Origin of the sequence: Falsiroseomonas oleicola, from assembly GCF_019029495.1 — a bacterium.
GTDB lineage: Bacteria > Pseudomonadota > Alphaproteobacteria > Acetobacterales > Acetobacteraceae > Falsiroseomonas > Falsiroseomonas oleicola.
The window spans coordinates 228,180-250,212 of the sequence record NZ_JAERQM010000007.1; the positions used below are offsets into that span (position 1 = coordinate 228,180).

Consider the following 22,033-nt stretch of genomic DNA (forward strand, 5'->3'; position numbering starts at 1 on the left):
GGCGTGCGCTGCCGGCCTAGGAATCGGCGCCGAGTTGGTGGAGCTGCCCGACCTGGTGGCGTGCCCTGCCGGCCTCGGGGCCGGTGCTGGGCTGGTGGAGCCGCGCGCCCTGGTGGCGTGCGCTGCCGGCCCGGGGATCGGCGCCGAGTTGGTGGAGCTGCTCGACCTGGTGGCGTGCGCTGCCGGCCTCGGGGCCGGCGCTGGGCTGGTGAAGCTGCGCGCCCTGGTGGGGCGTGCGCTGCCAGCCTTGGGGCGGGCGCCGAGCTGGTGGAGCCGCGCGCCCTGGTGGAGGGGCTGGCGCTGATCTGGTGGACATTCGCGCGCCCCCCCCGCCACCCCCTCACCCCCCACTCCCGGGAATGTTCGCGCCCTTACCTGTGCGCCTGTGCGCACGGAGACTATGAAAATTCCGGAGGATTTGCCTTTGTGGCCGAAGCCGGACCCGCCCACCTAGGGCGTGCAGCGGATCGCGTTTCGCAATTGCAGCTCACGCGGGAGCGCGACCATTCAGAGCGCTACCAAACCTAGGGCGACAGGCTGCGACAGGGCGCGGCCCCTCAGCCAGAGAACGACGCCGTGTGGTTGCACCATGGTTGCACTTGAAATGAAGCCGCCAGCTCCGATTGCTCGGAAGCCGGCGGAAAACTTGGTGGAGCCATGGGGAGTCGAACCCCAGACCTCTTGAATGCCATTCAAGCGCTCTACCAACTGAGCTATGGCCCCGCACACAGTCGCGAGGCCGGGCGTATAGCGGCCGGTCGTGGGGTGCGCAAGACACCCTCATGTCGGTTTTGCGCGCCCCCTTTCACGGCGCCCCGGACCCGCATAGGTTCCAGCAGGACGGGCCGGAGGATGGCGACAGGACGATGGGCAAGATCTACGACGACGCGACATCGGCGCTCGCGGGGCTGCTGCGGGACGACATGACCATCATGTCCGGCGGCTTCGGCCTCGGCGGCATCCCCTCCGTCCTGATCGAGGCGATCCGGGAGAGTGGGGTGAAGGGCCTCACCGTCATCTCCAACAATGCGGGCGTCGACGATGCCGGGCTCGGCCTGCTGCTGCACACAAGGCAGATCCGCAAGATGATCTCCTCCTATGTCGGGGAGAATGCGACCTTCGCGAAGCAGTACCTGGCCGGGGAGCTGGAGATCGAGTTCAACCCGCAGGGCACGCTTGCGGAACGCATCCGCGCCGGCGGCGCCGGCATCCCGGCCTTCTTCACCAAGACCGGCTACGGCACCGCGGTGGCGGAGGGGAAGGAGACCCGGGAATTCGACGGCAGCCATTACGTGATGGAGCGCGGCTTGTTCGCCGACCTCGCCATCATCCATGCCTGGATGGGCGACCATGAGGGCAACCTCGTCTATCGGAAGACGGCGCGGAATTTCAATCCCGTGATGGCCACCGCGGCGAAGGTCACGGTCGCGCAGGTCGAGCATATCGTGGCGAATGGCCAGATCGACGCCGACCACATCCACACGCCGGGCATCTTCGTGAAGCGGATGATCGCCCTGCCGCCCGGCTTCGAGAAGCGGATCGAGCAGCGCACCGTGCGCAAGCGCCCCGCGGCCGCCGCCGCCGGCGCCGAATCGCAGGCCTGAGGAGAAAAGACGATGCCCTGGACCCGCGACGAAATGGCCGCCCGCGCGGCGCGCGAATTGCAGGACGGATTCTACGTCAATCTCGGCATCGGCATCCCGACGCTGGTGGCGAACCACGTGCCGCCCGGCATGACGGTGCAGCTTCAGTCGGAGAACGGCATGCTCGGCCTCGGCCCCTTCCCCTATGAGGGGGAGGAGGATCCGGACCTCATCAATGCCGGCAAGCAGACCATCACGGCCCTGCCCAGCAGCAGCTATTTCGACAGCGCCCAGAGCTTCGGGATGATCCGCGGCGGGCATATCGACCTGTCGATCCTGGGCGCGCTTCAGGTGGCGCAGAATGGCGACCTGGCGAACTGGATGATCCCCGGCAAGATGGTGAAGGGGATGGGCGGTGCCATGGACCTGGTGGCGGGCGTCAAGCGGGTGATCGTGCTGATGGAGCACACCGCCGGCGGCAAGCCGAAGCTGCTGAAGGCCTGCAACCTGCCGCTGACCGGCCGCCGCGTGGTGGATGTGGTGGTGACGGAGCTCGGCGTCTTCGCCATCGACAAGGCTGGCGACGGCGCGATGCGGCTGTTGGAAATGGCGCCCGGTGTGACCGAGGCGGAGATCCGGGAGAAGACCGAGGCCGATTACGAGCTCGCGCTGGTCAACGCCTGATGCCGGTGGGCGGGGTGCGAGGCCCCGCCCTGTTCCCTATCTACTGAAGCTGCGGCTGGCGACCCTGCTGGTAGCGCAGGCGGTCATCCTCCAGGACCCGGCGCAGCCGTTCCAGCTCCTGTTCCCGCTGCGCCAGGGACCGTTCCCAGTCCCCGCCCGCGGTAGGCGCGCTGGCGCGCGTCGTTGCGGTCATCGGGGCGGCGGGCAGCGGGGCGGTGTCGCGCACCACATTGCGCCGCACCGGCGCGCGGCGCACGCGGCGGGCCGAGCTCGACCGGCGCGTGGTGGTCGGTGTGGCGACCGGCACGGGCGGTGGCGGCACCCAGTCGAGCAGCGGAATCGGGCCGCGGGCCTCCGCCGGGGCGACGGTGGCGGATGCGCCGGAGGAGAAGCTGGGCGGCGCCGGCGTGCGCTGCCGGAAGTTCTCGAAATCGGTGACGGTGGAACTCAGCAGGTCACGGCCAGGGCCGGAATCGTTCCAGTGCTGCGCGGCGGCAGGCTGGATCAGCAACAGGCCCAGAGGCAGAGCGAGAAGGGCAAAGCGGCGCATCGGCTGGGGTCCCACATTGGCGGCACAACGGGCGGGTGGCCCGGCCCCGGATTCGTGGACGAAGATGAACGGCCCCGCCGCGTCGCACAAGCTTTGAAAAACGCGACGTGCCAGAGGTTTGAGTTGCCAGAGGTTTGATCTGCGCTAGGTTTGAGCTGCGAGAGGTTTCAGCGGTGAAGCGTCACAGCAGGCACAGCGCCTCCAGCTCGCGCCGCAGCGCGGGCGGCAGGGCCTCCAGCCCATCGGCGGCCTGGGCGCCACGTGGCGCGTCCGGCGGCGCTGCCGCGGAGTCCAGATAACGCCAGCCCTGGAAGGGCTTTTGCGGGCGCGGTTGCAACAGCACCAGTTCCGGATCCAGCACCAGGCCGGCACAGGCGGTGCCATCGTCCCAGCGCTCCTCCCGCACCTCCAGGATGCGCTGGCGCACCCGGATCAGGCCGGCGAGAACCCAGTAGAGCGAGCCGCCATCCACAAGCTCCGCCGCCCGTTTCGGCACCATGCGGGTCTGGTGCCGCAGGGGCGGATCAAGCGCCGCGCGCCGTGTCTGGCCGGCGGCGAGTTCCGCCACCTCCTTCGGCCCGACGCAGAGTTTCAGCAGATGCAGCATGCGGGATGGATGTAGCCACCGGCCGAGTCCGCACAAGCCCAAACCGCGCCGCGGCCTATCCAAGCTTGCCCCCGGCGGCGATCCGGGGATAAACCCGGTGCAACGAAACCGTCCAAGGGAGACAAAGCATGCTTCGCCGGAACCTGCTGGCCGCCACCGTGCTCGGCGCCGCCGCACCGACGCTGTTCACCCCCGCCATCGCACAGCCGCGCAACGCCGCCTGGCCGCGGGCGCTGAACATGGGCACCGCCGCACCGGGTGGCACCTATGCGCTGTATGGGCCGGCCTGGGGCCAGATCGCCCAGGAAGCCACGGGCGTGCAGATTTCCTACCGCACCACTCAGGGCCCGAACCAGAACATCATCCTGGTGAACCGCAAGGAAATCGAGCTGGGCATGGCCACCATGGGCGTGGCGCTGCAGGCCTGGAATGGGGTCGGCGCCTGGACCCAGGGCAACCGCTTCCGCGATATCCGCGCGCTGTTCCCCATGTATGACACGCCCTTCCACGGCATCGCGCTGAAGCGCACCGGCATCACCAAGCATGCCGATCTGGCCGGCAAGAGCGTCGGCGTCGGCCCGCGTGGCGGCACGCCGGGCACCTACTACCCGCTGCTGTTGCAGGAACTGGGCATCGCCCCCTCGGCCGTGCGCTACGGCTCGGCCTCCGACCTCGTGGGCCAGATCCAGGACGGGTTGCTGGATTCCTTCCTCTTCGCCTCCGGCGTGCCGGTGCCCGCCTTCAGCGAGATCGAGGTGCAGGCCGAGGTGAATTTCCTGGACTTCACCCAGGCGGAGATCGCCAAGCTGACGGCGAAGTATCCGGAACTCGCCGCCGGGTCCCTGCCGATGGGCACCTATCGCACGCAGCAGCAGCCGCTCGGCATCGTCGGGATGTACAACTTCGCCATCGCCCACAAGTCGATCGCCGACGACCTGGCCTATGAGATCACCAAGTCGGTGCTGTCGCAGAATTCCCGCTTCAAGGCGGCGATCTCCGCGGCGTCGGAGACGGTGGCGGCGAACTGGAACAAGAACACCTTCCTGCCCTTCCACCCCGGCGCCGCGCGCTACCTGCGCGAGGTCGGCCAGCAGATCCCCGACAATCTGGTGATGGCCTGAGCGGAAGGCCCCCGGCGCAGCGCGATGCGCCGGGGGTCTGTTTCGAATTTTGAGAACTGTCTTGATTTATTCATATGATCCCGTGTACTGGACAAACCTCACGCTTCTGTGAAGGCTTGGGTCGCGCGCCATGGCGCATCTTCACGGGATGGCAAGGCCCCGGGTGGCAGGTTGACGGCCTCAATGCCGTGGAGCCGGGCCCATGCGTTTTCTCCTGGACTTGTCAGTAAGCCGAAAATTGGCGGCCTCCGCCGCCCTTGCCTTGTTGATGATCGTCGGGCTCGTGGCGATGACTTGGCGCGAAACCTCCCAGATCATCGCCCAGCAATCCGTCGCGGCGCGGGTGCAGACCGCAATGGATGCCATGGACAACGGCATCGAGCGCCTCATGGACGTGGCGGTCATGGAACGCGACCTGCTGCTGACCCATGATGAGGCGGGCCAGGCGCCGGCCTGGCAGGCGATCGAGAATGCGATCGCCCAGGGTTCGACGGCGGCCCGCGACGCGGCCGCGGGTTCCGGCGATCCACGGCTGATGGAGGGGGCAACGGCCCTGGCTGATGCGGCCGAGCGCTATCGCGAGGCACTGCGCAAGGTGGCGGAACAGCGCGCGCTGATGGTCGTGGCCCGTGACCGCGAGTTGTTCCCGCTCTCCGGCGAATATGACTCCCTGTACGAGGCGGTGTCCGCCAGCTTCGGCTTCGACCTGCCCGCCGACCAGCAGGACGACGCCCGTTACCGTCTGCAGACGGTGCATAACGCGGTGGGCGAGGTGCGGATCGGCGTGCAGCGGCTGCTGGCGACGGGCGACGAGGCGCAGAACCGCCGCGTGCGGCGTGGCATCGCCCAGGCCCGGGTGCATAGCCGCGGGTTGCTGTCGGTCGAGGCGCCGGCACGGCTGAAGGAGGATGTGGGCCGCCTGGCCGAGCGCGCCCAGGCCATCGGCCTCGCGGCTGGCAAGATCCTCGATGCCGGTGAGGAAGTGGCCAAGCTGCGGCGCGATGAGGTGACGCCGGCGCGCGAGGCGCTGGAACAGGCGGCGCACGGCCTTTCCAGCGCCGGCCTGGCGCTGGCCGGAACCCAGCGCGAACAGGTGCAGCACCGTGCGGAACTTGTGCGCAGCACGGCCATGTGGTCCGGCGTCGCCATCGCCCTGGTGCTGCTGCTGTCTTCCTTCGCCATGGCGCGCGGCATCGGCGCCCCGATGCGCCGCCTTTCCGCCGTGATGGCCCGCATCGCCGGCGGCCAATCCGACATCGCCGTGCCCGATCGCGGCCGCCGCGACGAGATCGGCGCGATGGCGGAGGCCCTGGAAGGCCTGCGCAGCACCGTGGACCGCGCCTTCTCCCAGGGCCAGATGATCGAGCAATTGCCGGCGGCGGTGATGAGCGCCGATCCGAAGAACGGCTTCCGCATGACCTATATGAATGCGGAAAGCACCCGCCTGCTGACCCAGCTCCGCAAGCTGCTGCCCTGCGGGCCGGAGGAGATGATCGGCCAGCCGATCGACATCTTCCACAGGGATGCGGCGCATCAGATGGACATCCTGTCCGACCCGGCGCGCCTGCCGCATACCGCCCGCATCAAGCTGGGCAACGAGGTGCTGGAACTGCGGGTCTCCGCCATCCGCGACGCAGCCGGGGCCTATGCCGCCACCATGCTGACCTGGACCCTGGCGACCGAGCAGGTGCGCCTGGCCGATACCTTCGAGAGCGAGGTCGGCGCCGTGGTCGCCGCCGTGGCGGAATCGGCCGCGCGCCTGCAACAGTCGGCGGAGGAACTCTCCGGCACCGCCCAGACCTCCGGGCGCGAAGCCGCCGCGGTGGCCGCGGCCGGTGGCCGGGCGCAGGGCGATGTGCAGGCTGTGGCGGCGGCGGCCGAGGAGATGGCCAGCTCCGTCACCGAGATCGCCCGCCAGGTGGGCGAGGCCGCGCAGGTCGCCAGCCGCGCGGTGGAGGAAGCCCGGGCGACCGACGCCACCGTGCAGGGCCTTTCCGAGGCCGCGGCCCGCATCGGCGACGTGGTCCGCCTGATCGGCGACATCGCCGGCCAGACCAACCTCCTGGCCCTGAACGCGACCATCGAGGCGGCGCGGGCCGGCGAGGCCGGGAAGGGCTTCGCCGTGGTCGCCAGCGAGGTGAAGTCGCTGGCCGGCCAGACCGCCAAGGCGACGGAGGAGATCGCGGCCCAGATCGGCCAGATGCAGCAGGCCACGACCCAGGCGGTGACCGCCATTCGCGGCATCGGCGCCACGGTCGAGCGCACCAGCGAGATCGCCACGGCCATCGCCGCGGCGGTGGAGGAACAGGGCGCCGCGACGCAGGAGATCGCGCGCAGCGCCTCCCAGGTCGCGGATGCCACCCAGACGGTGGCCCAGCGCATCGAGGGTGTGCGCGGCGCGGCGGAAGCGACCGGCGAAGCGGCGGGGACCATGCGCGACGACAGCGGCGCCCTGGCCGGCCAGGCCCGGCAGTTGCAGGAAAAGACCGACAACTTCCTGCGCGCCGTGCGGGCCATCTGATGGCAGCGGGCCGGTCTCTTGACCGGTCCGAGCGCCCGAATGGGCGCCGCGGCTTATGCCGCGAAGCCAAGGAAACCGGAGGTTTCCGCCCGGCGTCTGAGGGCGGCCCGGAGCGGTTACGCGGAAGGGCCGTTGGTATAATACACCCGCCCCGGCGCTTGCCGGGGCGGGTGCGAAGCGCCTAAGCCGCCCCCACAGCAAGCGCAGGAGCGGCAGGATGGGCTATCGTTTGGCCGTGGTCGGCGCCACCGGGGCGGTGGGTCGGGAAATCCTCAAGACCCTGGCGGAGCGCCATTTTCCGGTCGATGCCATGGTGGCGCTGACCGCCGGCCGGTCCCCGGGCAGCCAGGTCTCCTTCGGCGAGGACCAGGTGCTGACGGTGAAGGCGCTGGACAGCTTCGACTTCAAGGGCACCCACCTCGTCTTCTTCGTCGGCACCACCGGTGTCAGCACCCTGCATGCGCCGCGCGCCGCCGCCGCCGGTTGCCTGGTGATCGATGGCAGCGGCGCCTTCGACATGGAACATGACGTGCCGCTGGTGGTGCCGGAGGTGAATCCCCAGGCCCTGGCGCGATCCCGCAAGCGGCGGATCATCGCCAATCCGCTGGACGCGATCATTCCGGTGATGATGGCGTTGAAGCCGTTGCACGACCTGGCGCCGGTCCGCCGCGCGGTGGTCGCCACCTACCAGGCCGTCTCCGGCGCGGGGCGGGAGGCGATGGACGAGCTGTGGTCGCAGACCCGCGGCGTCTATGTGAACGAGACGCCGCCCTCCGAGCAGTTTCCGAAGCAGATCGCCTTCAACTGCATCCCCCAGGTCGATTCCATCCTGCCCGATGGCCCGACCCGGGCGGAGGCGGCGATGGCCCTGCAGGCGCGGAAGATCCTGAGCCCGGACCTGGCGCTGGTCGCCACCTGCGTCCGCGTGCCGGTCTTCATCGGCAACGCCGCCGCCGTGCATGCGGAGTTCGAGGCGGCGATCACGGAGGATCAGGCGCGGGAGGCGCTGCGCGAGGCGCCGGGGATGATCCTGCTCGATCGGCGGGAGGATGCCGGCTACACCACCCAGGCCGAGATCGGCGGCGAGGATGCGGTCTATGTCAGCCGCCTGCGCCGCGACGGCACCGTGCCGCATGGCCTGGCCTTCTGGTGCCTGACCGACAATCTGCGCAAGGGCGCGGCCCTGAACGCGGTGCAGATCGCGGAGGAAGTGGTGGCGCAGGGACTTTTGGGGGGATAGCGCCGGGGTGGATGAGGAAATTGTCCTCCGGGGCAGGAAAGTCCCGCTTCGTTCCCCTATTCGCGCCTGCCTGCGTTGACGCTATGGCGCGCTGCACCATAAAACCCTGTCAACAGTGTGCGGCGCGCCCGGGGCATGGCGCGCCTTGAGGAGCGGGCACCGCATGTCAATCCAGGATGCACGGGAGGCGACCATGTTGGGGCGCCGGACGGATGGAACGCCGGTGCGCCGGCCGCTTTCGCCGCATCTGCAGGTCTACGACATGATGCAGATGAGCAGCGCGATCTCCATCACCCATCGCGCCACCGGCATCATCTGGACCGGCGGCGCCGCCGTGATGGTCTGGTGGCTGGTCGCCGCCGCCTCCGGCCCCGAGGCCTTCGACAGGGTGCAGTGGTTCCTGGGCTCCTTCCTCGGCATCATCATGCTGATGGGGCTGACCGCCGCGGCCTGGTTCCACACCCTGTCCGGCCTGCGCCACCTGGTCTGGGATGCGGGCCATGGCTACGACATCCCGACCATGTACAAGTCCGGCCATGCCGTGCTGATCGGCACCGCGGTGCTGACGGCGCTGACCTGGCTCGCTTTGCTGCTGTCCTGGTAAGGAGCGAGAAGATGGCCAACCCCGCCGGCGAAGCCGCCCGTCCGACCATCCTCCGCACGCCGCTCGGCCGCGTGCGCGGTTCCGGTTCCGCCAAATCCGGCACGCATCACTGGTGGATGCAGCGCGTCACCTCCATCGCGCTGCTGCCGCTGACCATCTGGTTCATCGTCGCCCTCGCCACCTCCGCCGGCATGACCCATGCGGAAGCGGTGGCCTGGATCGGCCACCCTTTCAATGCCGTGCTGCTGCTGGCGCTGATCGGCCTGACCTTCCACCACGCCGCCGCCGGCCTCCAGGTGGTGCTGGAGGACTACGCCAAGCCGGAATGGGTGAAGATCACCAGCGTGCTCGCGGTGAAGGCGGTCTGCACGCTGCTGGCCCTGGCCGCCGCGCTGGCCGTGATTCGCCTTGCGGTCTGAGACCGCGCACCAAACTCGGTAGCACCACGGCGCGGGCCATTTCGCCCCGCCACACGGATGGACGGCAGATCAGATGAACGCCATCTCCAAGCCCGCGATCGGCGGCGGAGCCTATCGGATCGTTGACCACACCTATGATGTGGTTGTGGTCGGCGCGGGCGGCGCGGGGTTGCGCGCCACCTTCGGCATGGGGGCCTCCGGCCTCAAGACCGCCTGCATCACCAAGGTCTTCCCGACCCGCAGCCACACCGTGGCGGCCCAGGGCGGCGTCGGCGCCGCGCTCGGCAATATGGGCGAGGATGACTGGCGCTGGCACATGTACGACACCGTGAAGGGGTCGGACTGGCTGGGCGACCAGGACGCCATCGAATATATGTGCCGCGAGGCGATCCCCGCGATCATCGAGCTGGAGCACTACGGCGTTCCGTTCAGCCGCACCGAGGATGGCAAGATCTACCAGCGCCCCTTCGGCGGGCACATGCAGGACTACGGCAAGACGCCGGCGATGCGCGCCTGCGCCGCCGCCGACCGCACCGGCCACGCCATCCTGCACACGCTGTACCAGCAGGCGCTGAAGGCCAATTGCGAGTTCTTCGTCGAATACATCGCGCTCGACCTCATCATGGATGATGAGGGCGTCTGCCGCGGCGTGACCGCCTGGAACCTGGAAGACGGCAGCCTGCACCGCTTCCGCGCGCAGAGCGTGGTGATGGCGACCGGCGGCTATGGCCGCGCCTATTTCTCCTGCACCTCCGCCCATACCTGCACCGGCGACGGCGGCGGCATGATCCTGCGGGCGGGCCTGCCGCTGCAGGACAATGAATTCGTGCAGTTCCACCCGACCGGCATCTACGGCTCCGGCTGCCTGGTGACGGAGGGTGCGCGCGGCGAGGGCGGCTACCTGACGAACTCGGAGGGCGAGCGCTTCATGGAGCGCTACGCGCCGACGGCGAAGGACCTTGCGTCGCGCGACGTCGTCTCCCGCGCCATGTCGGTGGAAATCCGCGAAGGCCGCGGCGTCGGCCCGCTGAAGGACCATATCCACCTGCACCTGGAACACCTCGGCGGCGATCTTCTCCACGAGCGCCTTCCTGGCATCTCGGAGACGGCAAAAATCTTCGCGGGCGTGGATGTGACGAAGGAGCCGATCCCGATGCTGCCGACCGTCCATTACAACATGGGCGGCATCCCGACGAACATCCACACGGAAGTCCTGAACCCCACGGCGCAGGACCAGGACCGGGTGGTGCGCGGGCTGATGGCGGTGGGCGAGGCGGCCTGCGTCTCCGTGCACGGCGCCAACCGCCTCGGCACCAACTCCCTGCTCGATCTGGTCGTGTTCGGCCGGGCCGCGGCGCATCGCGCGGCGGAGACCATCAAGCCGGGCGCCAGCCAGGCGCCGCTGCCGCCGGGCGCGGGCGAGTCCAGCTGGGCGCGCTTCGACAAGGTGCGCAACGCGAAGGGCTCCTCCACCGTCTCCGATGTCCGCCTGCAGATGCAGCGCACGATGCAGGAACATGCGGCGGTGTTCCGCACCAGCGACCTGCTGCGCGAAGGCGTGGCGAAGATGGGCAAGGTCGCGGCGAGCTATGACGACATCAAGATCGCCGACCGCAGCCTGATCTGGAACAGCGACCTGGTCGAGGCGCTGGAGTTGGACAACCTGATCGGCAATGCGCTGACCACGATCCACGGCGCCGAGGCGCGCAAGGAAAGCCGCGGCGCGCATGCGCATGAGGATTTCCCGGACCGCGACGATGCCAACTGGATGAAGCACACCCTCGCCTGGGTGGATGACAAGCGGAACGTCAAGCTGGACTACCGGGACGTGAAGATGCGGACCCTCACCAACGAGGTCCAGGTCTTCCCGCCCAAGGCCCGCGTGTACTAGGAGCCCCGATCAGAGCCATGGCCACCTTCACGCTGCCGAAGAACTCCACGATCTCCAAGGGCAAGCACTTTCCCGCGCCGGCCGGCGCGACGAAGGTGCGGTCCTTCAAGATCTATCGCTGGGACCCCGATTCCGGCGAGAATCCGCGCACCGATACCTATGACATCGACCTCGACCAGTGCGGGCCGATGGTTCTCGACGCCCTCATCAAGATCAAGAACGAGGTCGACAGCACGCTGACCTTCCGGCGTTCGTGCCGGGAGGGCATCTGCGGCTCCTGCTCGATGAACATCGACGGGCTGAACACGCTGGCCTGCCTGAAGCCGATCGAGGATGTGAAGGCGGAGGTCCGCATCCATCCGCTGCCGCATATGCCGGTGGTGAAGGACCTGGTGCCCGACCTGTCGCAGGTCTACGCCCAGCTTCGCTCCGTCGAGCCCTGGCTGAAGGCCGATACGCCCCCGCCGCCGGATGGCGAGCGCCTCCAGTCGAAGGAGGAGCGCGCCAAACTCGACGGGCTGTGGGAGTGCATCCTGTGCTTCTGCTGCTCCACCGCCTGCCCCTCCTATTGGTGGAATGGCGACCGCTATCTCGGCCCGGCCGTGCTGCTCCAGGCCTATCGCTGGATCGCCGACTCGCGCGACGAGCACACCGGTGAGCGGCTGGATGCGCTGGAGGATCCCTTCAAGCTCTATCGCTGCCACACCATCATGAACTGCACCCGGACCTGCCCGAAGGGCCTGAACCCGGCGCAGGCCATCGGCGACATCAAGAAGATGCTGGCCGAACGGGTGGTGTGACCCGGACGGCCTGGGTGAGGGGGCTTTGCAGCTTCGCAATGCCTCCCACATCCAGCCGGCATGACTGCCCTTCTCCTCATCGCGCTGTTCGCCACGGCGCTTCTGTTCGGCGGCATGGCCTTCTTCGCCGCCGTCCTGGCGCCGCTGGTGTTCCGGCTGCTGCCGGCCGAACAGGCCGGGCATTTCCTGCGCGGGATCTTCCCCCGCTACTACCTCTGGGTGCTTGGCACCTCCGCCGCCGCCTGCGTGGCGTTGTTTCCCCTCTCCAAGCTCGATTCCGGGATCATGGCGGCGATCGCCGCCCTGACATTCTGGCTGCGCCAGGTGCTGATGCCGCGCATCAATGCCCTGTCCGACCGCGCCAAGGCCGGCGATGCCGAGGCCGCGCGCGGCTTCGCCTTCACCCACCGCCTGTCCGTAGCCGCGAACCTGCTGCAGCTGGTGGCGGCCGGGGCCGTGCTGGCCGGCTTTCTGACCTGAAGCAGCCGCGCCGCCAGGATCGGTCCCCCGGCGCCGAAATTTCGTAGCAAAGCACCACTTTCCGGCCGCTCTGGGATGGATTACTGCTGCTGCCAGAAGCGGGACCGTGCCCGCGCGCCCGATCCGGGAGGAAGTTCCATGAACCGCCGTGCCATGCTGGGCGCCGCCGCCGCGGCCGCGCCCCTCGCCCTTGCCACCCCTGCTCTGGCCCAGGCCAATCCGGAGGTGCGCTGGCGCGCCGCCTCCTCCTTCCCCCGCGTCTTCGATGTGCTCTATGGCACCTTCGAGAAGGTGGCCGCCCGCGTCGCGCAGCTGACGGAGGGCAAGTTCCGCATCCAGACCTTCCCGGCCGGCGAGATCGTCGGCGGGCTGCAGGTGCTGGATGCCGTGCAGGCCGGCACCATCGAGGCCGGCCACACCGCCTCCTACTACTACATCGGCAAGGAGCCGGCCTTCGCGCCCTTCACCGCCATGTGCTTCGGGTTGAACACCCGCCAGATGACGTCCTGGTTCCGCTATGGTGGCGGCAATGAACTGGCGGCGGAGCTGTTCCGTGACTACAACATCCACGGCATCACCTGCGGCGATACCGGCGCGCAGATGGGTGGCTGGTTCCGCAACGAGATCACCGGCGTCGAGCAGCTTCGCGGCCTGAAGTTCCGCATCACGGGTCTCGCCGGGCAGCTCTTCACCCGCCTCGGCGCCGCGCCGACGCTGATCGCCCCGGCGGATATCTATCCCTCGCTGGAGCGCGGCGTGATCGATGCGGCGGAATTCGTCGGCCCGCATGACGATGAGCGTGCCAACTACGTCCGCGTCGCCCGCTACTACTACGCCCCGGGCTTCTGGGAGCCGGGCGCGCGGCTGCACTTCATGTCGAATGCGCGCGCCTGGGCCGCCCTGCCGGACCAGTACAAGGCGGCGCTGGAAGTGGCCTGCGGCGAGGCGGATGCGGATATGACCGCGCGCTACGACTTCATGAACCCGCAGGCGCTGCGCCGCCTGGTCGCCGCCGGCGCCCAGCTCCGCTTCTGGCCGCGCCCGGTGCTGGAAGCCGCCTGGAAGGCGAATGAGGAGATGAACGCCGACCTCGCCCGCGGCAATCCGCGCTTCGCCAAGATCATGGAAAGCTACGGCCGCTTCCGGACGGAGCAGTTCCAGTGGTTCCGCATCGCCGAGAACAGCTACGACAATTTTGCTTTCTCTGCCGCCCAGACGGTGCGCTGAGGGGTAAAATCGCGGCCATCCGCAGTGGCGGGCCGCGCTGGCTATGGGCGGCGCGCCACTGCCTGCCCTATAGCCTGCGCGAACCGACACGGATGACGCGCTGATGGATCTCGGTACGCTGCTGTCTGCCCTGGCCATGGGCGTGGTCGAGGGCGCGACCGAGTTCCTGCCGATCTCCTCCACCGGTCACCTGATCCTGCTGGGGGAGATGATCGGCTTCCAGGGCCCGCCCGGCAAAACCTTCGAGATCTGCATCCAGCTCGGCGCCGTTCTGGCCGTGATCGTGCTGTTCCGCGCCACGCTGTGGCGGCTGGCCACCTTGGCCTGGCGGCCGGGGCCGGAACGCTTCTACGCCCAGAACCTGATCCTGGCCTTCCTGCCCGCCGCGTTCCTCGGCGCCAGCTTCCACGGCACCATCACACGGCTGCTGTTCAGCCCCTGGGTGGTGTGCTTCGCGCTGATCCTGGGCGGCATCGTCATCATCGCCATCGAGCGCTGGCGGCCGGAGCCTTCCATCCATTCGGTCCCGCAGATGGGGCCACTGGCGGCGCTGCTGATCGGCTTCGGCCAGGCGCTGGCGATGATCCCCGGCACATCCCGCTCCGGCGCCACCATCATCACGGCCTTGCTCGTGGGGGTGGAACGGCGGACGGCGGCGGAGTTCAGCTTCGTGCTGGCGATCCCGACCATGATCGCCGCCACCGCCTACAGCCTGTACAAGGCGCGGGCGGAGCTGGACATGTCCGATCTGGGCCAGATCGGCATCGGCTTCGTCACCGCCTTCGTGGTGGCGCTGGTGGTGGTGCGCTGGCTGATGCAGGTGATCTCCCGCATCGGCTTCACGCCCTTCGGCTGGTACCGCATCGCGCTGGGCACCGCGATGCTGGCCTTCCTGGTCCTGCGCTGACGCGGCTCAGGCCGCCCCGATTCAGGCCGCCTGGGCGCGGCCCGCGGTCGGGTCCAGCCGGTAGCCGCCACCCTCGGTCACCAGCAGCCGGGCATTGCCGGGATCGGGCTCGATCTTCTGGCGCAGGCGGTAGATATGGGTCTCCAGCGTATGGGTGGTGACCGCGCTGTTGTAGCCCCAGACCTCGTTCAGCAGGATCTGCCGCCCGACCGGCCGGCCATTGGCGCGGTAGAGATACTTCAGGATGGCGGCTTCCTTCTCCGTCAGCCGGATCTTCCGGTTGCGCGCCGCATCCAGCAGAAGCTTGGCGGAGGGGCGGAAGGTGTAGGGGCCGACGCTGAAGACCGCGTCCTCGGAATTGTCGAACACGCGAAGTTGCGCGCGCAGCCGCGCCATCAGTTCCGAGACGCGGAACGGCTTGGCGATGTAGTCATTGGCGCCCGAATCCAGTCCCCGGATGATGTCCTGCTCGCCATCGGCGCCGGTCAGCATCAGGATCGGCATGCGCAGCCCCTGCTTGCGCAGCTTCGCGCACAGATCACGCCCGTCGCCATCGGGCAGGCCGATGTCGAGCACGATCGCGTCGAACCGCGCATCCTCCGCGCTGAGGTGCGCCAGGGCTTCGGCTGTGGTTCCGGCTTCGGTGGCGGCGAACTCGCCGTCATGCGCCAGTTGCTCCGCCAGCGTCTGCCGAAGGGCTTCGTCGTCATCCACGACGAGGACGGGGCGAGGACCGGCCATGGTAGCTCCCATATCTGTGAGGCACCGTCACAACGGAGCCGAGGCGGATCGGTTTCATCGGCCGGTGCCGCTGCCGTGAAGATAGATGGCGGAACGGACCGACCCCGACAAGCGATTTTGCCGAGGGTCATCGCTGCCAGCAACCCTCGCAGTGCCGCGGTGACGATTTGCAATGCCGCCGCGGGTTCTGCCGGGCGATCCGGTTTTTCTTGTGGCGGCCCCCCCTTTCAAACGCCTTTGGCGCGCCACATTCGGCTTCGTCAATGGCAGCCTACGGAACGCCAGAACCAGAATGAGCAACATGGCCCCCCTCGCTTCGAAGCGCCCCGCCGGCGCGGATGATGCCGCTCTGCCGGACCTTCGGGTGCAGGCCTTGCGGTCCGTGCACCGCGCCGCCAGCGAGTTGCGGCGCGGCACACCTGTTCTGCTGACCGGTCCGGAAGGTGCGCTGGTGGTCGCGGCGGCCGAGGTCGTCTCGGCGCGCAGCCTGTTGGAATTGCAGGAGGTGGCGCGCGCCACGCCGGTGCTGCTGCTGGCGCCGGTCCGGGCGGCGGCGGTCCTGCAGCGGCCCGTGCCGCAGGGCCTCGGCGCGCCCGCCATTGGCACCGGCGCGGCGGAGATGGGAGCGGTCGCACTGCGCCTGCCGCCTGCCCTGCTCGACCCGGCCGCCTTGAAATCCCTGGCCGATCCGACCGCGGAGCGACTGCTGCCGGAACAGCCGGAGCGCGCGGCCATGCCGCCATGCGCCCTTCCGGCCATTGCCCTGGCGAAGCTGGCCCGCCTGCTGCCGGCCCTGGTGGTGGCGCCGGCGACGGAGGCCGTTGCGCGGCGTCTTGGCCTGCTGTCCGTCGCCGCGGCCGATGTGCTCGACTACCCGGTGGCCGCCGCCACCAGCCTGACCCGGGTCGCGGAGGCCCGCGTCCCGCTGGAGGATGCGCCGGAGGCGCGGATCATCGCCTTCCGCGCCGCCGATGGCGGGATCGAGCATCTGGCCATCCTGGTGGACAGCACCGTGCCGGAACCCGGCCTGGTGCCGCTGGTGCGGGTGCATTCGGAATGCTTCACCGGCGACCTGCTGGGCAGCCTGCGCTGCGACTGCGGCCCGCAGTTGCGCGGCGCGATCAAGCGTATGGCCGCCGACCCGGCTGGCGGCGTGCTGCTGTATCTGGCGCAGGAAGGACGTGGCATCGGCCTGGTCAACAAGCTGCGGGCCTATGCCCTGCAGGATCAGGGGCTCGATACGCTCGATGCCAACCGGGCGCTGGGCTATGGCGCGGATGAGCGGAATTTCTGGGTGGCGGCCGAAATGCTGCGCGCCGTGGGCGTGGGGCGGGTGCGGCTGCTGACCAACAATCCGGACAAGATCGCCGGCCTCACCGCCTGCGGCATCGAGGTGGAGGGCCGGGAGGCCCATCAATTCGACGCGAACGGTGTGAATGACGGCTATCTGGAGACCAAGGCCCGCCGCTTCGGCCATCTGCTGACCTGACCTCGGGCGCGGCACGGTGCTTGCGGCACGGTGCTTGCTGGGCTTCGCGTGAACCTGCTTCGCGCGACCTCGAAGGATCGGCCGCCATGACCGTCACCCCCCTCGCCACCTCGCCGCCCACCACGCGATCCGCCGCCGCCCGCCCTGCGGCCGAGCAGGATATCCTGCCCCGCCTGGGGCCCGATGAACATGTCCCGGTGCCCAGCACGCTGAGCTTCCAGGAGATGCTCAATGCCCTGAACCCCCTGCAGCATCTGCCCGTGGTCGGCACGATCTACCGGGCCGTGACGGGGGAACAGGTCAATCCAGCCCTGCGCGTGCTGGGCGCGGGCGTCCTGGGTGGGCCCATCGGCATGCTCTCCACCGCGGTCTTCGCGGCGCTGGAGGAATTCACCGCCGCCAATCGCAGCCCCGCCCAGGGCGCTACGGAGACCTCTCGCATTGGATGACGCCGGCTGGGCCGTGGTGACGCCGGAAGGCCATTTCCGGTTCGAGGGACAGACGCTGCGCTGCGCGCTCGGCAAGGGCGGCGTGGTGCCGGCCACCCGCAAGCAGGAAGGCGATGGCGCGACGCCGGCGGCGCGGCTGCCCCTGCGCCGCGTGCTCTACCGCGCCGATCGTGGCCCGGCGCCGGCCTGCGCCGTGGCGGTGGAGCCGCTGGACCCGGCCGATGGCTGGTGCGACGACGCCGCCGACCGCGCCTATAACCGCCCGGTGCGCCTGCCCTTCAGTGGGCGGCATGAGGTGCTGTGGCGCGACGATGCGGTCTATGACGTGATCGGCGTGCTGGGCTGGAATGACGAGCCGGTGGAGCGCGGCCGCGGCAGCGCCATCTTCCTGCATCTCGCCCGCCCGGATTTTTCCCCGACCGAGGGCTGTGTCGCGCTGGAGGGGCGGGACCTGCGGGCCGTGCTGGCGCGCGGCCTGCGGGGAATCGCGGTCCTGTAGCGCCCCCTGCTCGCGGACAGGTGAAGATCGCCGCTGCGACCCCCGGCCATCCCAGACTTTGTCATCGGGATGGGGCAGGGGGTGGCATGGTGCGGTTTGGGGTGATGGGCGTGAGCCTCGCGGCCCTGCTCGGTGCGGCTGCGCCGGCGGCGGCCATGACTACCAGGGACCGCGATTGGTTCGTCACGGCCTATCGCGGCCAATGGATGTCGCCCCGCGGCTTGATCGGCGGCGATTTCGACGTGCAGGACGCGCATTTCACCTCGCTGGCGGTCAGCCATGTGCTGCTGCCGGAACTGCGCCTGGATCTGCCGCTGCTGGGCCGGCTTCTGGATGGCGGGTCTCTGGAGCTGGAGGGCCAGCTCGGCCTGCATGCCGGCCTGCAACATCACACGGAGGCGACGCTCGCCTTGGCCTGGCGTTCGCCGGACCTGTCGCTGCCCGGTCCGATGCGGCTGAATCTGGCGGTGGCGGAAGGTGTCTCCTACGCCCTGGCGCGCCCGGCGCATGAGGGGGCGGTGAATGGGCTGCGCCGGCGCAAATTCTTGAACTACCTGGCCTTCGAGGCAGAATTCACCCATGCCGCCCTGCCCGATCTCGCCCTGGTGCCGCGGCTGCACCATCGCTCCGGCATCTTCGGCGTCATCGCCCCGCAGCGGAGCGGGTCGGATTTCATCGGTCTCGGGCTGCGGATGACTTTGCGCTGAACGGTGCCGCCCCGCCGCGGCGCCGCCGGCGCATCCGCAGCCAGACCAAAGCCGCCACCACGGGCACCAGCACGGCCAGCGCCAGCTCCACCTGCACGCTGCCGATCGGCCAGGGCAACGGCTTCAGGGCATAGGCCGCCAGCGACAGCACGTAATAGCTGATGCCGGCCACCGACAGCCCCTCCACCGTCTCCTGCAACCGGAGCTGGGCATGGCCGGTCTCCGCCATGGCGGCGAGCAGCTTCTGGGTCTGCGCCTCCTGCGCCACGGCGACGCGGGCGCGCAGCAGGTCCACCGCCCGGCCGCAGCGCACCGACAGGCTGGCGATCCGCGTCCCGGTGGCGGCGACCGTGGCCAGGGCGGGGTCCAGCCGGCGTTCCAGGTATTCGGCCAGCGTCGGCAGCCCGGCGAGCCTTTCCTCCCGCAATCCCTGCAGCCGCTGCCCGACCAAGGCGTGATAGGCGAGGGAGGCCGAGAAGCGATCCGCCGTGGCGGCGGCCAGTTGCTCGATGCCGGTGGCGAGTTCGCTGAGTTCCTCCAGCGCCTCCCGCTCCGCCTGCAATTCATGCAGGCCGGAGAGGCGGGCGGTCTGCGCTGCCAGGCGTTCAGAGGCGCGGCCCAGCTCGGCGGAGGCGGCGCGGGCCGGGGGCAGGGCCAGCAAGGCGAGCAGCCGGTAGGTCTCGATCTCCCACAACGCCTGGGCCAGGCGGCCCGCCAGCGCCGGGGTCAGGCCGTGGTCCTGGAGCAGGATGCGGCTGAAGCCGTCCGGCCCGGCGCGGAAATCCGTCCAGGCGGTGGCGGCCCCGCCGGCCAGGGCGGCGCCTGCCAGATTGTCCTCGGTGAAGCAGCCGGGGGGCGGCGCCTCCGGCGCCGCATCGCCGCGCAGCACGGCGATATGGGCGGCAACCAGGGTGTGGCCGGGCAGGGCGGCCAGCCAGTCGGTCGGCACGGCGGCGATGGCGGTCGTGGCGAAGGGATCCTCCGCCTCCGCCTCGAAGACCGGGCGTTCGAAGACTGGGCGCAGGAAGGTCCAGCCGTCGAATTCGGTGTGGCGCTCATAGCGCAGGCGGAAGGCGCCGAAATCCGCGAGCACGAAATCGGCCCCCACGGCGGGCGGGGTGACGCCATAGCGCCGGCAGAGCAGCGCGAGATGGGCGATGGCCGCGCCCCGATCCCCGCCCGGCGCCCCCACCATGGCAAGCCGGCTGATCGCCACGGGCGTGGCGAGTGGCAGGGCTGGGCGGGCATGCAATTCGCCTGTCAGCAGGTCGCGTTGCGGATGGGGGGGGAGGTGCTGGATCATGTCGCTGGCGCATCCTACCGCAAAGCCCGCCCGATGCCTCGGGCAAAAAGCCGAGTCTTTCCAGGGCGCGGATCGCCCTCGGGTCTTGTCCACCCCGCTCCGCCTGAATACATGACGGTTGCGCGGAATTCCGGGGCGTCCCCGGTCTGGCCGCAATACCACCCAACCCGCATCCGTCACGGATCAGGGGGCGGGTGCGGTGCCGAAGGGTCGTTCGATCCATGGGCCGCCCCCGTCCGCCGCATAGGAGATAGACTCGGATGAGCAAGGTCATCGGCATCGACCTCGGCACCACCAATTCCTGCGTCGCCATCATGGAAGGCAAGGACGTCAGGGTCATCGAGAACGCCGAGGGTGCGCGTACCACCCCCTCCATGGTCGCCTTCGCCAAGAACGGGGAACGTCTGGTCGGCCAGTCCGCCAAGCGCCAGGCCGTCACCAACCCGACCAACACGCTCTATGCCGTGAAGCGCCTGATCGGCCGCCGCTTCGACGACCCGATGGTGAACAAGGACAAGGGCCTGGTGCCCTATTCCATTGTGCGCGCCGCCAATGGCGACGCCTGGGTCGAGGCAGACGGCAAGGCCTATGCGCCGCAGCAGATCAGCGCCGACATCCTGACCAAGATGAAGGAGACCGCCGAGGCCTATCTCGGCGAGAAGGTCACGCAGGCGGTCATCACCGTCCCGGCCTATTTCAACGACGCCCAGCGCCAGTCGACCAAGGAAGCCGGCGCGATCGCGGGCCTCGAGGTGCTGCGCATCATCAACGAGCCGACCGCGGCCGCGCTTGCCTATGGCATGGACCAGAAGAAGGGCGGCACCATCGCGGTCTACGACCTCGGCGGCGGCACCTTCGACGTCTCGATCCTGGAGATCGGCGACGGCGTCTTCGAGGTGAAGTCCACCAATGGCGACACCTTCCTCGGCGGCGAGGACTTCGACGCCCGGGTGATCGATTACCTGGCGGACGAGTTCAAGAAGGAGCAGGGCATCGACCTGCGCGGCGACAAGCTCGCCCTGCAGCGCCTGAAGGAAGCCGCCGAGAAGGCGAAGATCGAGCTGTCCTCCTCCAAGCAGACCGAGGTGAACCTGCCCTTCATCACCGCCGACGCCTCCGGGCCGAAGCACCTTGTGATGCAGCTGAGCCGCGCGAAGCTGGAGGCGCTGGTCGATGATCTCATCACCAAGACGCTGGAGCCCTGCAAGCAGGCGCTGAAGGATGCACAGGTCACCGCCGGCGAGATCGACGAGGTGATCCTGGTCGGCGGCATGACCCGCATGCCGAAGGTCATCGAACTGGTGAAGCAGTTCTTCGGCAAGGAGCCCGCGCGCAACGTCAACCCGGATGAGGTGGTCGCCATCGGCGCCGCGATCCAGGGCGGCGTGCTGAAGGGCGACGTCAAGGATGTGCTGCTGCTGGACGTGACGCCGCTGAGCCTCGGCATCGAGACGCTGGGCGGGGTGTTCACGCGGCTGATCGACCGGAACACCACCATTCCGACGAAGAAGTCGCAGGTCTTCTCGACGGCCGACGACAACCAGTCCGCGGTCACCATCAAGGTGTTCCAGGGCGAGCGCGAGATGGCCGCCGACAACAAGCTGCTCGGCCAGTTCGACCTGACCGGCCTGCCGCCGGCGCCGCGTGGCGTGCCGCAGGTGGAGGTGACCTTCGACATCGACGCCAACGGCATCGTTTCCGTCAGCGCCAAGGACAAGGCGACGGGCAAGGAGCAGCAGGTCCGCATCCAGGCCAAGTCCGGCCTGTCGGACGCGGATATCGAGCGGATGGTGCGGGACGCCGAGGCGAATGCCGAGGCCGACAAGCAGCGCCGCGCGGCGGTCGAGGCCCGCAACGGCCTGGACGCCCTGGTGCATGCCACCGAGAAGACGATCCGCGAGAATGGCGACAAGCTGCCGGCGGCCGAGAAGGCGGAGGCCGAATCGGCCATCGCCGCCGCCCGCACCGCGATGGAAGGCCAGGATGTGGAGGCCATCACCAAGGCGCAGGAGACCCTGTCCCAGGCCTCGATGAAGCTGGGCGAGGCGCTCTACAAGGCGCAGGCCGCCCAGGCCGAGGCCGGCGGCGGTGCCGAGGGCGCGGCGGGCGGCCCGGGCGGCAACCCGAACGACAAGGTGGTGGACGCCGAGTTCGAGGAAGTCGACCCGACCAAGAAGAAGCCTTCCTGACGCCAGGTCTTCTTCGGATCTG

General features: G+C 69.2%; 22 protein-coding genes and 1 tRNA gene. 18 read left to right on the forward strand and 5 right to left on the reverse strand.

From position 1 onward, the window contains the following. Window positions 1–304: hypothetical protein (locus JJQ90_RS21775; protein WP_216878376.1), on the forward strand; the 304-nt coding region annotated here is incomplete at its 5' end. A gap of 343 nt (window positions 305–647) precedes the next feature. Here JJQ90_RS21775 and JJQ90_RS21780 read toward each other — a convergent pair. After that, a tRNA-Ala gene (locus JJQ90_RS21780) sits at window positions 648–723 on the reverse strand. Window positions 724–782: 59 nt separating this feature from the next. On the opposite strand from JJQ90_RS21780, the gene JJQ90_RS21785 reads away from it, so the two are divergent. Together JJQ90_RS21785 and JJQ90_RS21790 are read left to right on the forward strand one after the other, a co-directional pair. After that, on the forward strand, window positions 783–1,604 hold the full coding sequence (locus tag JJQ90_RS21785) for a CoA transferase subunit A (RefSeq protein ID WP_216878377.1): 822 nt from the start codon (window positions 783–785) through the stop codon (window positions 1,602–1,604). Between the two features lie 12 nt (window positions 1,605–1,616). Continuing rightward, entirely contained in the window at window positions 1,617–2,267 is a 651-nt protein-coding gene (locus tag JJQ90_RS21790) for a CoA transferase subunit B (protein ID WP_216878378.1), read from the forward strand. 40 nt (window positions 2,268–2,307) lie between these two features. Here JJQ90_RS21790 and JJQ90_RS21795 read toward each other — a convergent pair whose 3' ends face one another. Together JJQ90_RS21795 and JJQ90_RS21800 are read right to left on the reverse strand one after the other, a co-directional pair. After that, the gene (locus JJQ90_RS21795; RefSeq protein WP_216878379.1) at window positions 2,308–2,817 is read right to left on the reverse strand and encodes a hypothetical protein; all 510 of its coding nucleotides are present in this window, start codon (window positions 2,815–2,817) and stop codon (window positions 2,308–2,310) included. A gap of 181 nt (window positions 2,818–2,998) precedes the next feature. Further along, window positions 2,999–3,424, reverse strand: coding sequence for a DUF1489 family protein (locus JJQ90_RS21800; protein WP_216878380.1), 426 nt, complete (start codon window positions 3,422–3,424; stop codon window positions 2,999–3,001). A gap of 128 nt (window positions 3,425–3,552) precedes the next feature. Here JJQ90_RS21800 and JJQ90_RS21805 point away from each other — a divergent pair, with 128 nt between their 5' ends. The 10 genes from JJQ90_RS21805 (at window position 3,553) to JJQ90_RS21850 (ending at window position 14,634) form a co-directional block, all read left to right on the forward strand. Then, window positions 3,553–4,545: a TAXI family TRAP transporter solute-binding subunit gene (locus JJQ90_RS21805; protein ID WP_216878381.1), complete on the forward strand. Its 993-nt coding sequence runs from the start codon at window positions 3,553–3,555 to the stop codon at window positions 4,543–4,545. A gap of 289 nt (window positions 4,546–4,834) precedes the next feature. Then, window positions 4,835–7,066: a HAMP domain-containing methyl-accepting chemotaxis protein gene (locus JJQ90_RS21810; RefSeq protein WP_230410894.1), complete on the forward strand. Its 2,232-nt coding sequence runs from the start codon at window positions 4,835–4,837 to the stop codon at window positions 7,064–7,066. Window positions 7,067–7,283: 217 nt separating this feature from the next. Further along, the gene (locus JJQ90_RS21815) at window positions 7,284–8,306 is read left to right on the forward strand and encodes an aspartate-semialdehyde dehydrogenase (protein ID WP_216878383.1); all 1,023 of its coding nucleotides are present in this window, start codon (window positions 7,284–7,286) and stop codon (window positions 8,304–8,306) included. A 163-nt stretch (window positions 8,307–8,469) separates the two neighbouring features. Continuing rightward, a complete protein-coding gene (gene sdhC / locus JJQ90_RS21820; protein WP_216878384.1) occupies window positions 8,470–8,910 on the forward strand; it encodes a succinate dehydrogenase, cytochrome b556 subunit in 441 nt (146 codons plus the stop codon). Window positions 8,911–8,921: 11 nt separating this feature from the next. Then, a complete protein-coding gene (gene sdhD / locus JJQ90_RS21825; protein WP_216878385.1) occupies window positions 8,922–9,329 on the forward strand; it encodes a succinate dehydrogenase, hydrophobic membrane anchor protein in 408 nt (135 codons plus the stop codon). A 73-nt stretch (window positions 9,330–9,402) separates the two neighbouring features. Next, on the forward strand, window positions 9,403–11,220 hold the full coding sequence (sdhA, locus tag JJQ90_RS21830; protein WP_216878386.1) for a succinate dehydrogenase flavoprotein subunit: 1,818 nt from the start codon (window positions 9,403–9,405) through the stop codon (window positions 11,218–11,220). A 17-nt stretch (window positions 11,221–11,237) separates the two neighbouring features. After that, window positions 11,238–12,020, forward strand: coding sequence for a succinate dehydrogenase iron-sulfur subunit (locus JJQ90_RS21835; protein ID WP_216878387.1), 783 nt, complete (start codon window positions 11,238–11,240; stop codon window positions 12,018–12,020). 60 nt (window positions 12,021–12,080) lie between these two features. After that, on the forward strand, window positions 12,081–12,500 hold the full coding sequence (locus JJQ90_RS21840) for a DUF4149 domain-containing protein (protein WP_216878388.1): 420 nt from the start codon (window positions 12,081–12,083) through the stop codon (window positions 12,498–12,500). Between the two features lie 138 nt (window positions 12,501–12,638). Next, window positions 12,639–13,727, forward strand: coding sequence for a TRAP transporter substrate-binding protein (locus JJQ90_RS21845; RefSeq protein ID WP_216878389.1), 1,089 nt, complete (start codon window positions 12,639–12,641; stop codon window positions 13,725–13,727). A gap of 103 nt (window positions 13,728–13,830) precedes the next feature. Beyond that, window positions 13,831–14,634: an undecaprenyl-diphosphate phosphatase gene (locus JJQ90_RS21850; RefSeq protein WP_216878390.1), complete on the forward strand. Its 804-nt coding sequence runs from the start codon at window positions 13,831–13,833 to the stop codon at window positions 14,632–14,634. Between the two features lie 21 nt (window positions 14,635–14,655). Here JJQ90_RS21850 and JJQ90_RS21855 read toward each other — a convergent pair whose 3' ends face one another. Beyond that, a complete protein-coding gene (locus JJQ90_RS21855) occupies window positions 14,656–15,375 on the reverse strand; it encodes a response regulator transcription factor (protein WP_216878391.1) in 720 nt (239 codons plus the stop codon). A gap of 301 nt (window positions 15,376–15,676) precedes the next feature. Here JJQ90_RS21855 and ribA point away from each other — a divergent pair, with 301 nt between their 5' ends. The 4 genes from ribA (at window position 15,677) to JJQ90_RS21875 (ending at window position 18,519) form a co-directional block, all read left to right on the forward strand. Then, a complete protein-coding gene (gene ribA / locus JJQ90_RS21860; protein ID WP_457851893.1) occupies window positions 15,677–16,864 on the forward strand; it encodes a GTP cyclohydrolase II RibA in 1,188 nt (395 codons plus the stop codon). A gap of 86 nt (window positions 16,865–16,950) precedes the next feature. After that, window positions 16,951–17,313, forward strand: a complete 363-nt coding sequence (locus JJQ90_RS21865; protein WP_216878393.1) for a hypothetical protein — start codon at window positions 16,951–16,953, stop codon at window positions 17,311–17,313. Next, on the forward strand, window positions 17,306–17,812 hold the full coding sequence (locus tag JJQ90_RS21870) for a L,D-transpeptidase family protein (protein ID WP_230410880.1): 507 nt from the start codon (window positions 17,306–17,308) through the stop codon (window positions 17,810–17,812). Before JJQ90_RS21865 ends, JJQ90_RS21870 begins: the two co-directional genes overlap by 8 nt. Before the next feature lie 110 nt (window positions 17,813–17,922). Beyond that, complete coding sequence (locus tag JJQ90_RS21875) at window positions 17,923–18,519, forward strand: hypothetical protein (RefSeq protein WP_216878394.1); 597 nt, start codon at window positions 17,923–17,925, stop codon at window positions 18,517–18,519. Here the strand turns inward: JJQ90_RS21875 and JJQ90_RS21880 are convergent. Beyond that, the gene (locus JJQ90_RS21880; protein WP_216878395.1) at window positions 18,485–19,822 is read right to left on the reverse strand and encodes a DUF3422 family protein; all 1,338 of its coding nucleotides are present in this window, start codon (window positions 19,820–19,822) and stop codon (window positions 18,485–18,487) included. The two genes, JJQ90_RS21875 and JJQ90_RS21880, sit on opposite strands and share 35 nt — an antisense overlap. A gap of 260 nt (window positions 19,823–20,082) precedes the next feature. Between JJQ90_RS21880 and dnaK the strand changes: the two genes are divergently transcribed. Then, complete coding sequence (gene dnaK, locus JJQ90_RS21885) at window positions 20,083–22,011, forward strand: molecular chaperone DnaK (protein WP_216878396.1); 1,929 nt, start codon at window positions 20,083–20,085, stop codon at window positions 22,009–22,011. The last annotated feature ends 22 nt before the right edge of the window (window positions 22,012–22,033 follow it).

What these genes read in the sequence shown, in the direction of transcription:
- JJQ90_RS21785 (WP_216878377.1), top strand. Translation starts at nt 783, where the DNA reads ATGTCGGTTTTGCGCGCCCCCTTTCACGGCGCCCCGGACCCGCATAGG.
- JJQ90_RS21790 (WP_216878378.1), top strand. Translation starts at nt 1,617, where the DNA reads ATGCCCTGGACCCGCGACGAAATGGCCGCCCGCGCGGCGCGCGAATTG.
- JJQ90_RS21795 (WP_216878379.1), bottom strand. Translation starts at nt 2,817, where the DNA reads ATGCGCCGCTTTGCCCTTCTCGCTCTGCCTCTGGGCCTGTTGCTGATC.
- JJQ90_RS21800 (WP_216878380.1), bottom strand. Translation starts at nt 3,424, where the DNA reads ATGCTGCATCTGCTGAAACTCTGCGTCGGGCCGAAGGAGGTGGCGGAA.
- JJQ90_RS21805 (WP_216878381.1), top strand. Translation starts at nt 3,553, where the DNA reads ATGCTTCGCCGGAACCTGCTGGCCGCCACCGTGCTCGGCGCCGCCGCA.
- JJQ90_RS21810 (WP_230410894.1), top strand. Translation starts at nt 4,835, where the DNA reads ATGACTTGGCGCGAAACCTCCCAGATCATCGCCCAGCAATCCGTCGCG.
- JJQ90_RS21815 (WP_216878383.1), top strand. Translation starts at nt 7,284, where the DNA reads ATGGGCTATCGTTTGGCCGTGGTCGGCGCCACCGGGGCGGTGGGTCGG.
- sdhC (WP_216878384.1), top strand. Translation starts at nt 8,470, where the DNA reads ATGTCAATCCAGGATGCACGGGAGGCGACCATGTTGGGGCGCCGGACG.
- sdhD (WP_216878385.1), top strand. Translation starts at nt 8,922, where the DNA reads ATGGCCAACCCCGCCGGCGAAGCCGCCCGTCCGACCATCCTCCGCACG.
- sdhA (WP_216878386.1), top strand. Translation starts at nt 9,403, where the DNA reads ATGAACGCCATCTCCAAGCCCGCGATCGGCGGCGGAGCCTATCGGATC.
- JJQ90_RS21835 (WP_216878387.1), top strand. Translation starts at nt 11,238, where the DNA reads ATGGCCACCTTCACGCTGCCGAAGAACTCCACGATCTCCAAGGGCAAG.
- JJQ90_RS21840 (WP_216878388.1), top strand. Translation starts at nt 12,081, where the DNA reads ATGACTGCCCTTCTCCTCATCGCGCTGTTCGCCACGGCGCTTCTGTTC.
- JJQ90_RS21845 (WP_216878389.1), top strand. Translation starts at nt 12,639, where the DNA reads ATGAACCGCCGTGCCATGCTGGGCGCCGCCGCCGCGGCCGCGCCCCTC.
- JJQ90_RS21850 (WP_216878390.1), top strand. Translation starts at nt 13,831, where the DNA reads ATGGATCTCGGTACGCTGCTGTCTGCCCTGGCCATGGGCGTGGTCGAG.
- JJQ90_RS21855 (WP_216878391.1), bottom strand. Translation starts at nt 15,375, where the DNA reads ATGGCCGGTCCTCGCCCCGTCCTCGTCGTGGATGACGACGAAGCCCTT.
- ribA (WP_457851893.1), top strand. Translation starts at nt 15,677, where the DNA reads ATGGCCCCCCTCGCTTCGAAGCGCCCCGCCGGCGCGGATGATGCCGCT.
- JJQ90_RS21865 (WP_216878393.1), top strand. Translation starts at nt 16,951, where the DNA reads ATGACCGTCACCCCCCTCGCCACCTCGCCGCCCACCACGCGATCCGCC.
- JJQ90_RS21880 (WP_216878395.1), bottom strand. Translation starts at nt 19,822, where the DNA reads ATGATCCAGCACCTCCCCCCCCATCCGCAACGCGACCTGCTGACAGGC.
- dnaK (WP_216878396.1), top strand. Translation starts at nt 20,083, where the DNA reads ATGAGCAAGGTCATCGGCATCGACCTCGGCACCACCAATTCCTGCGTC.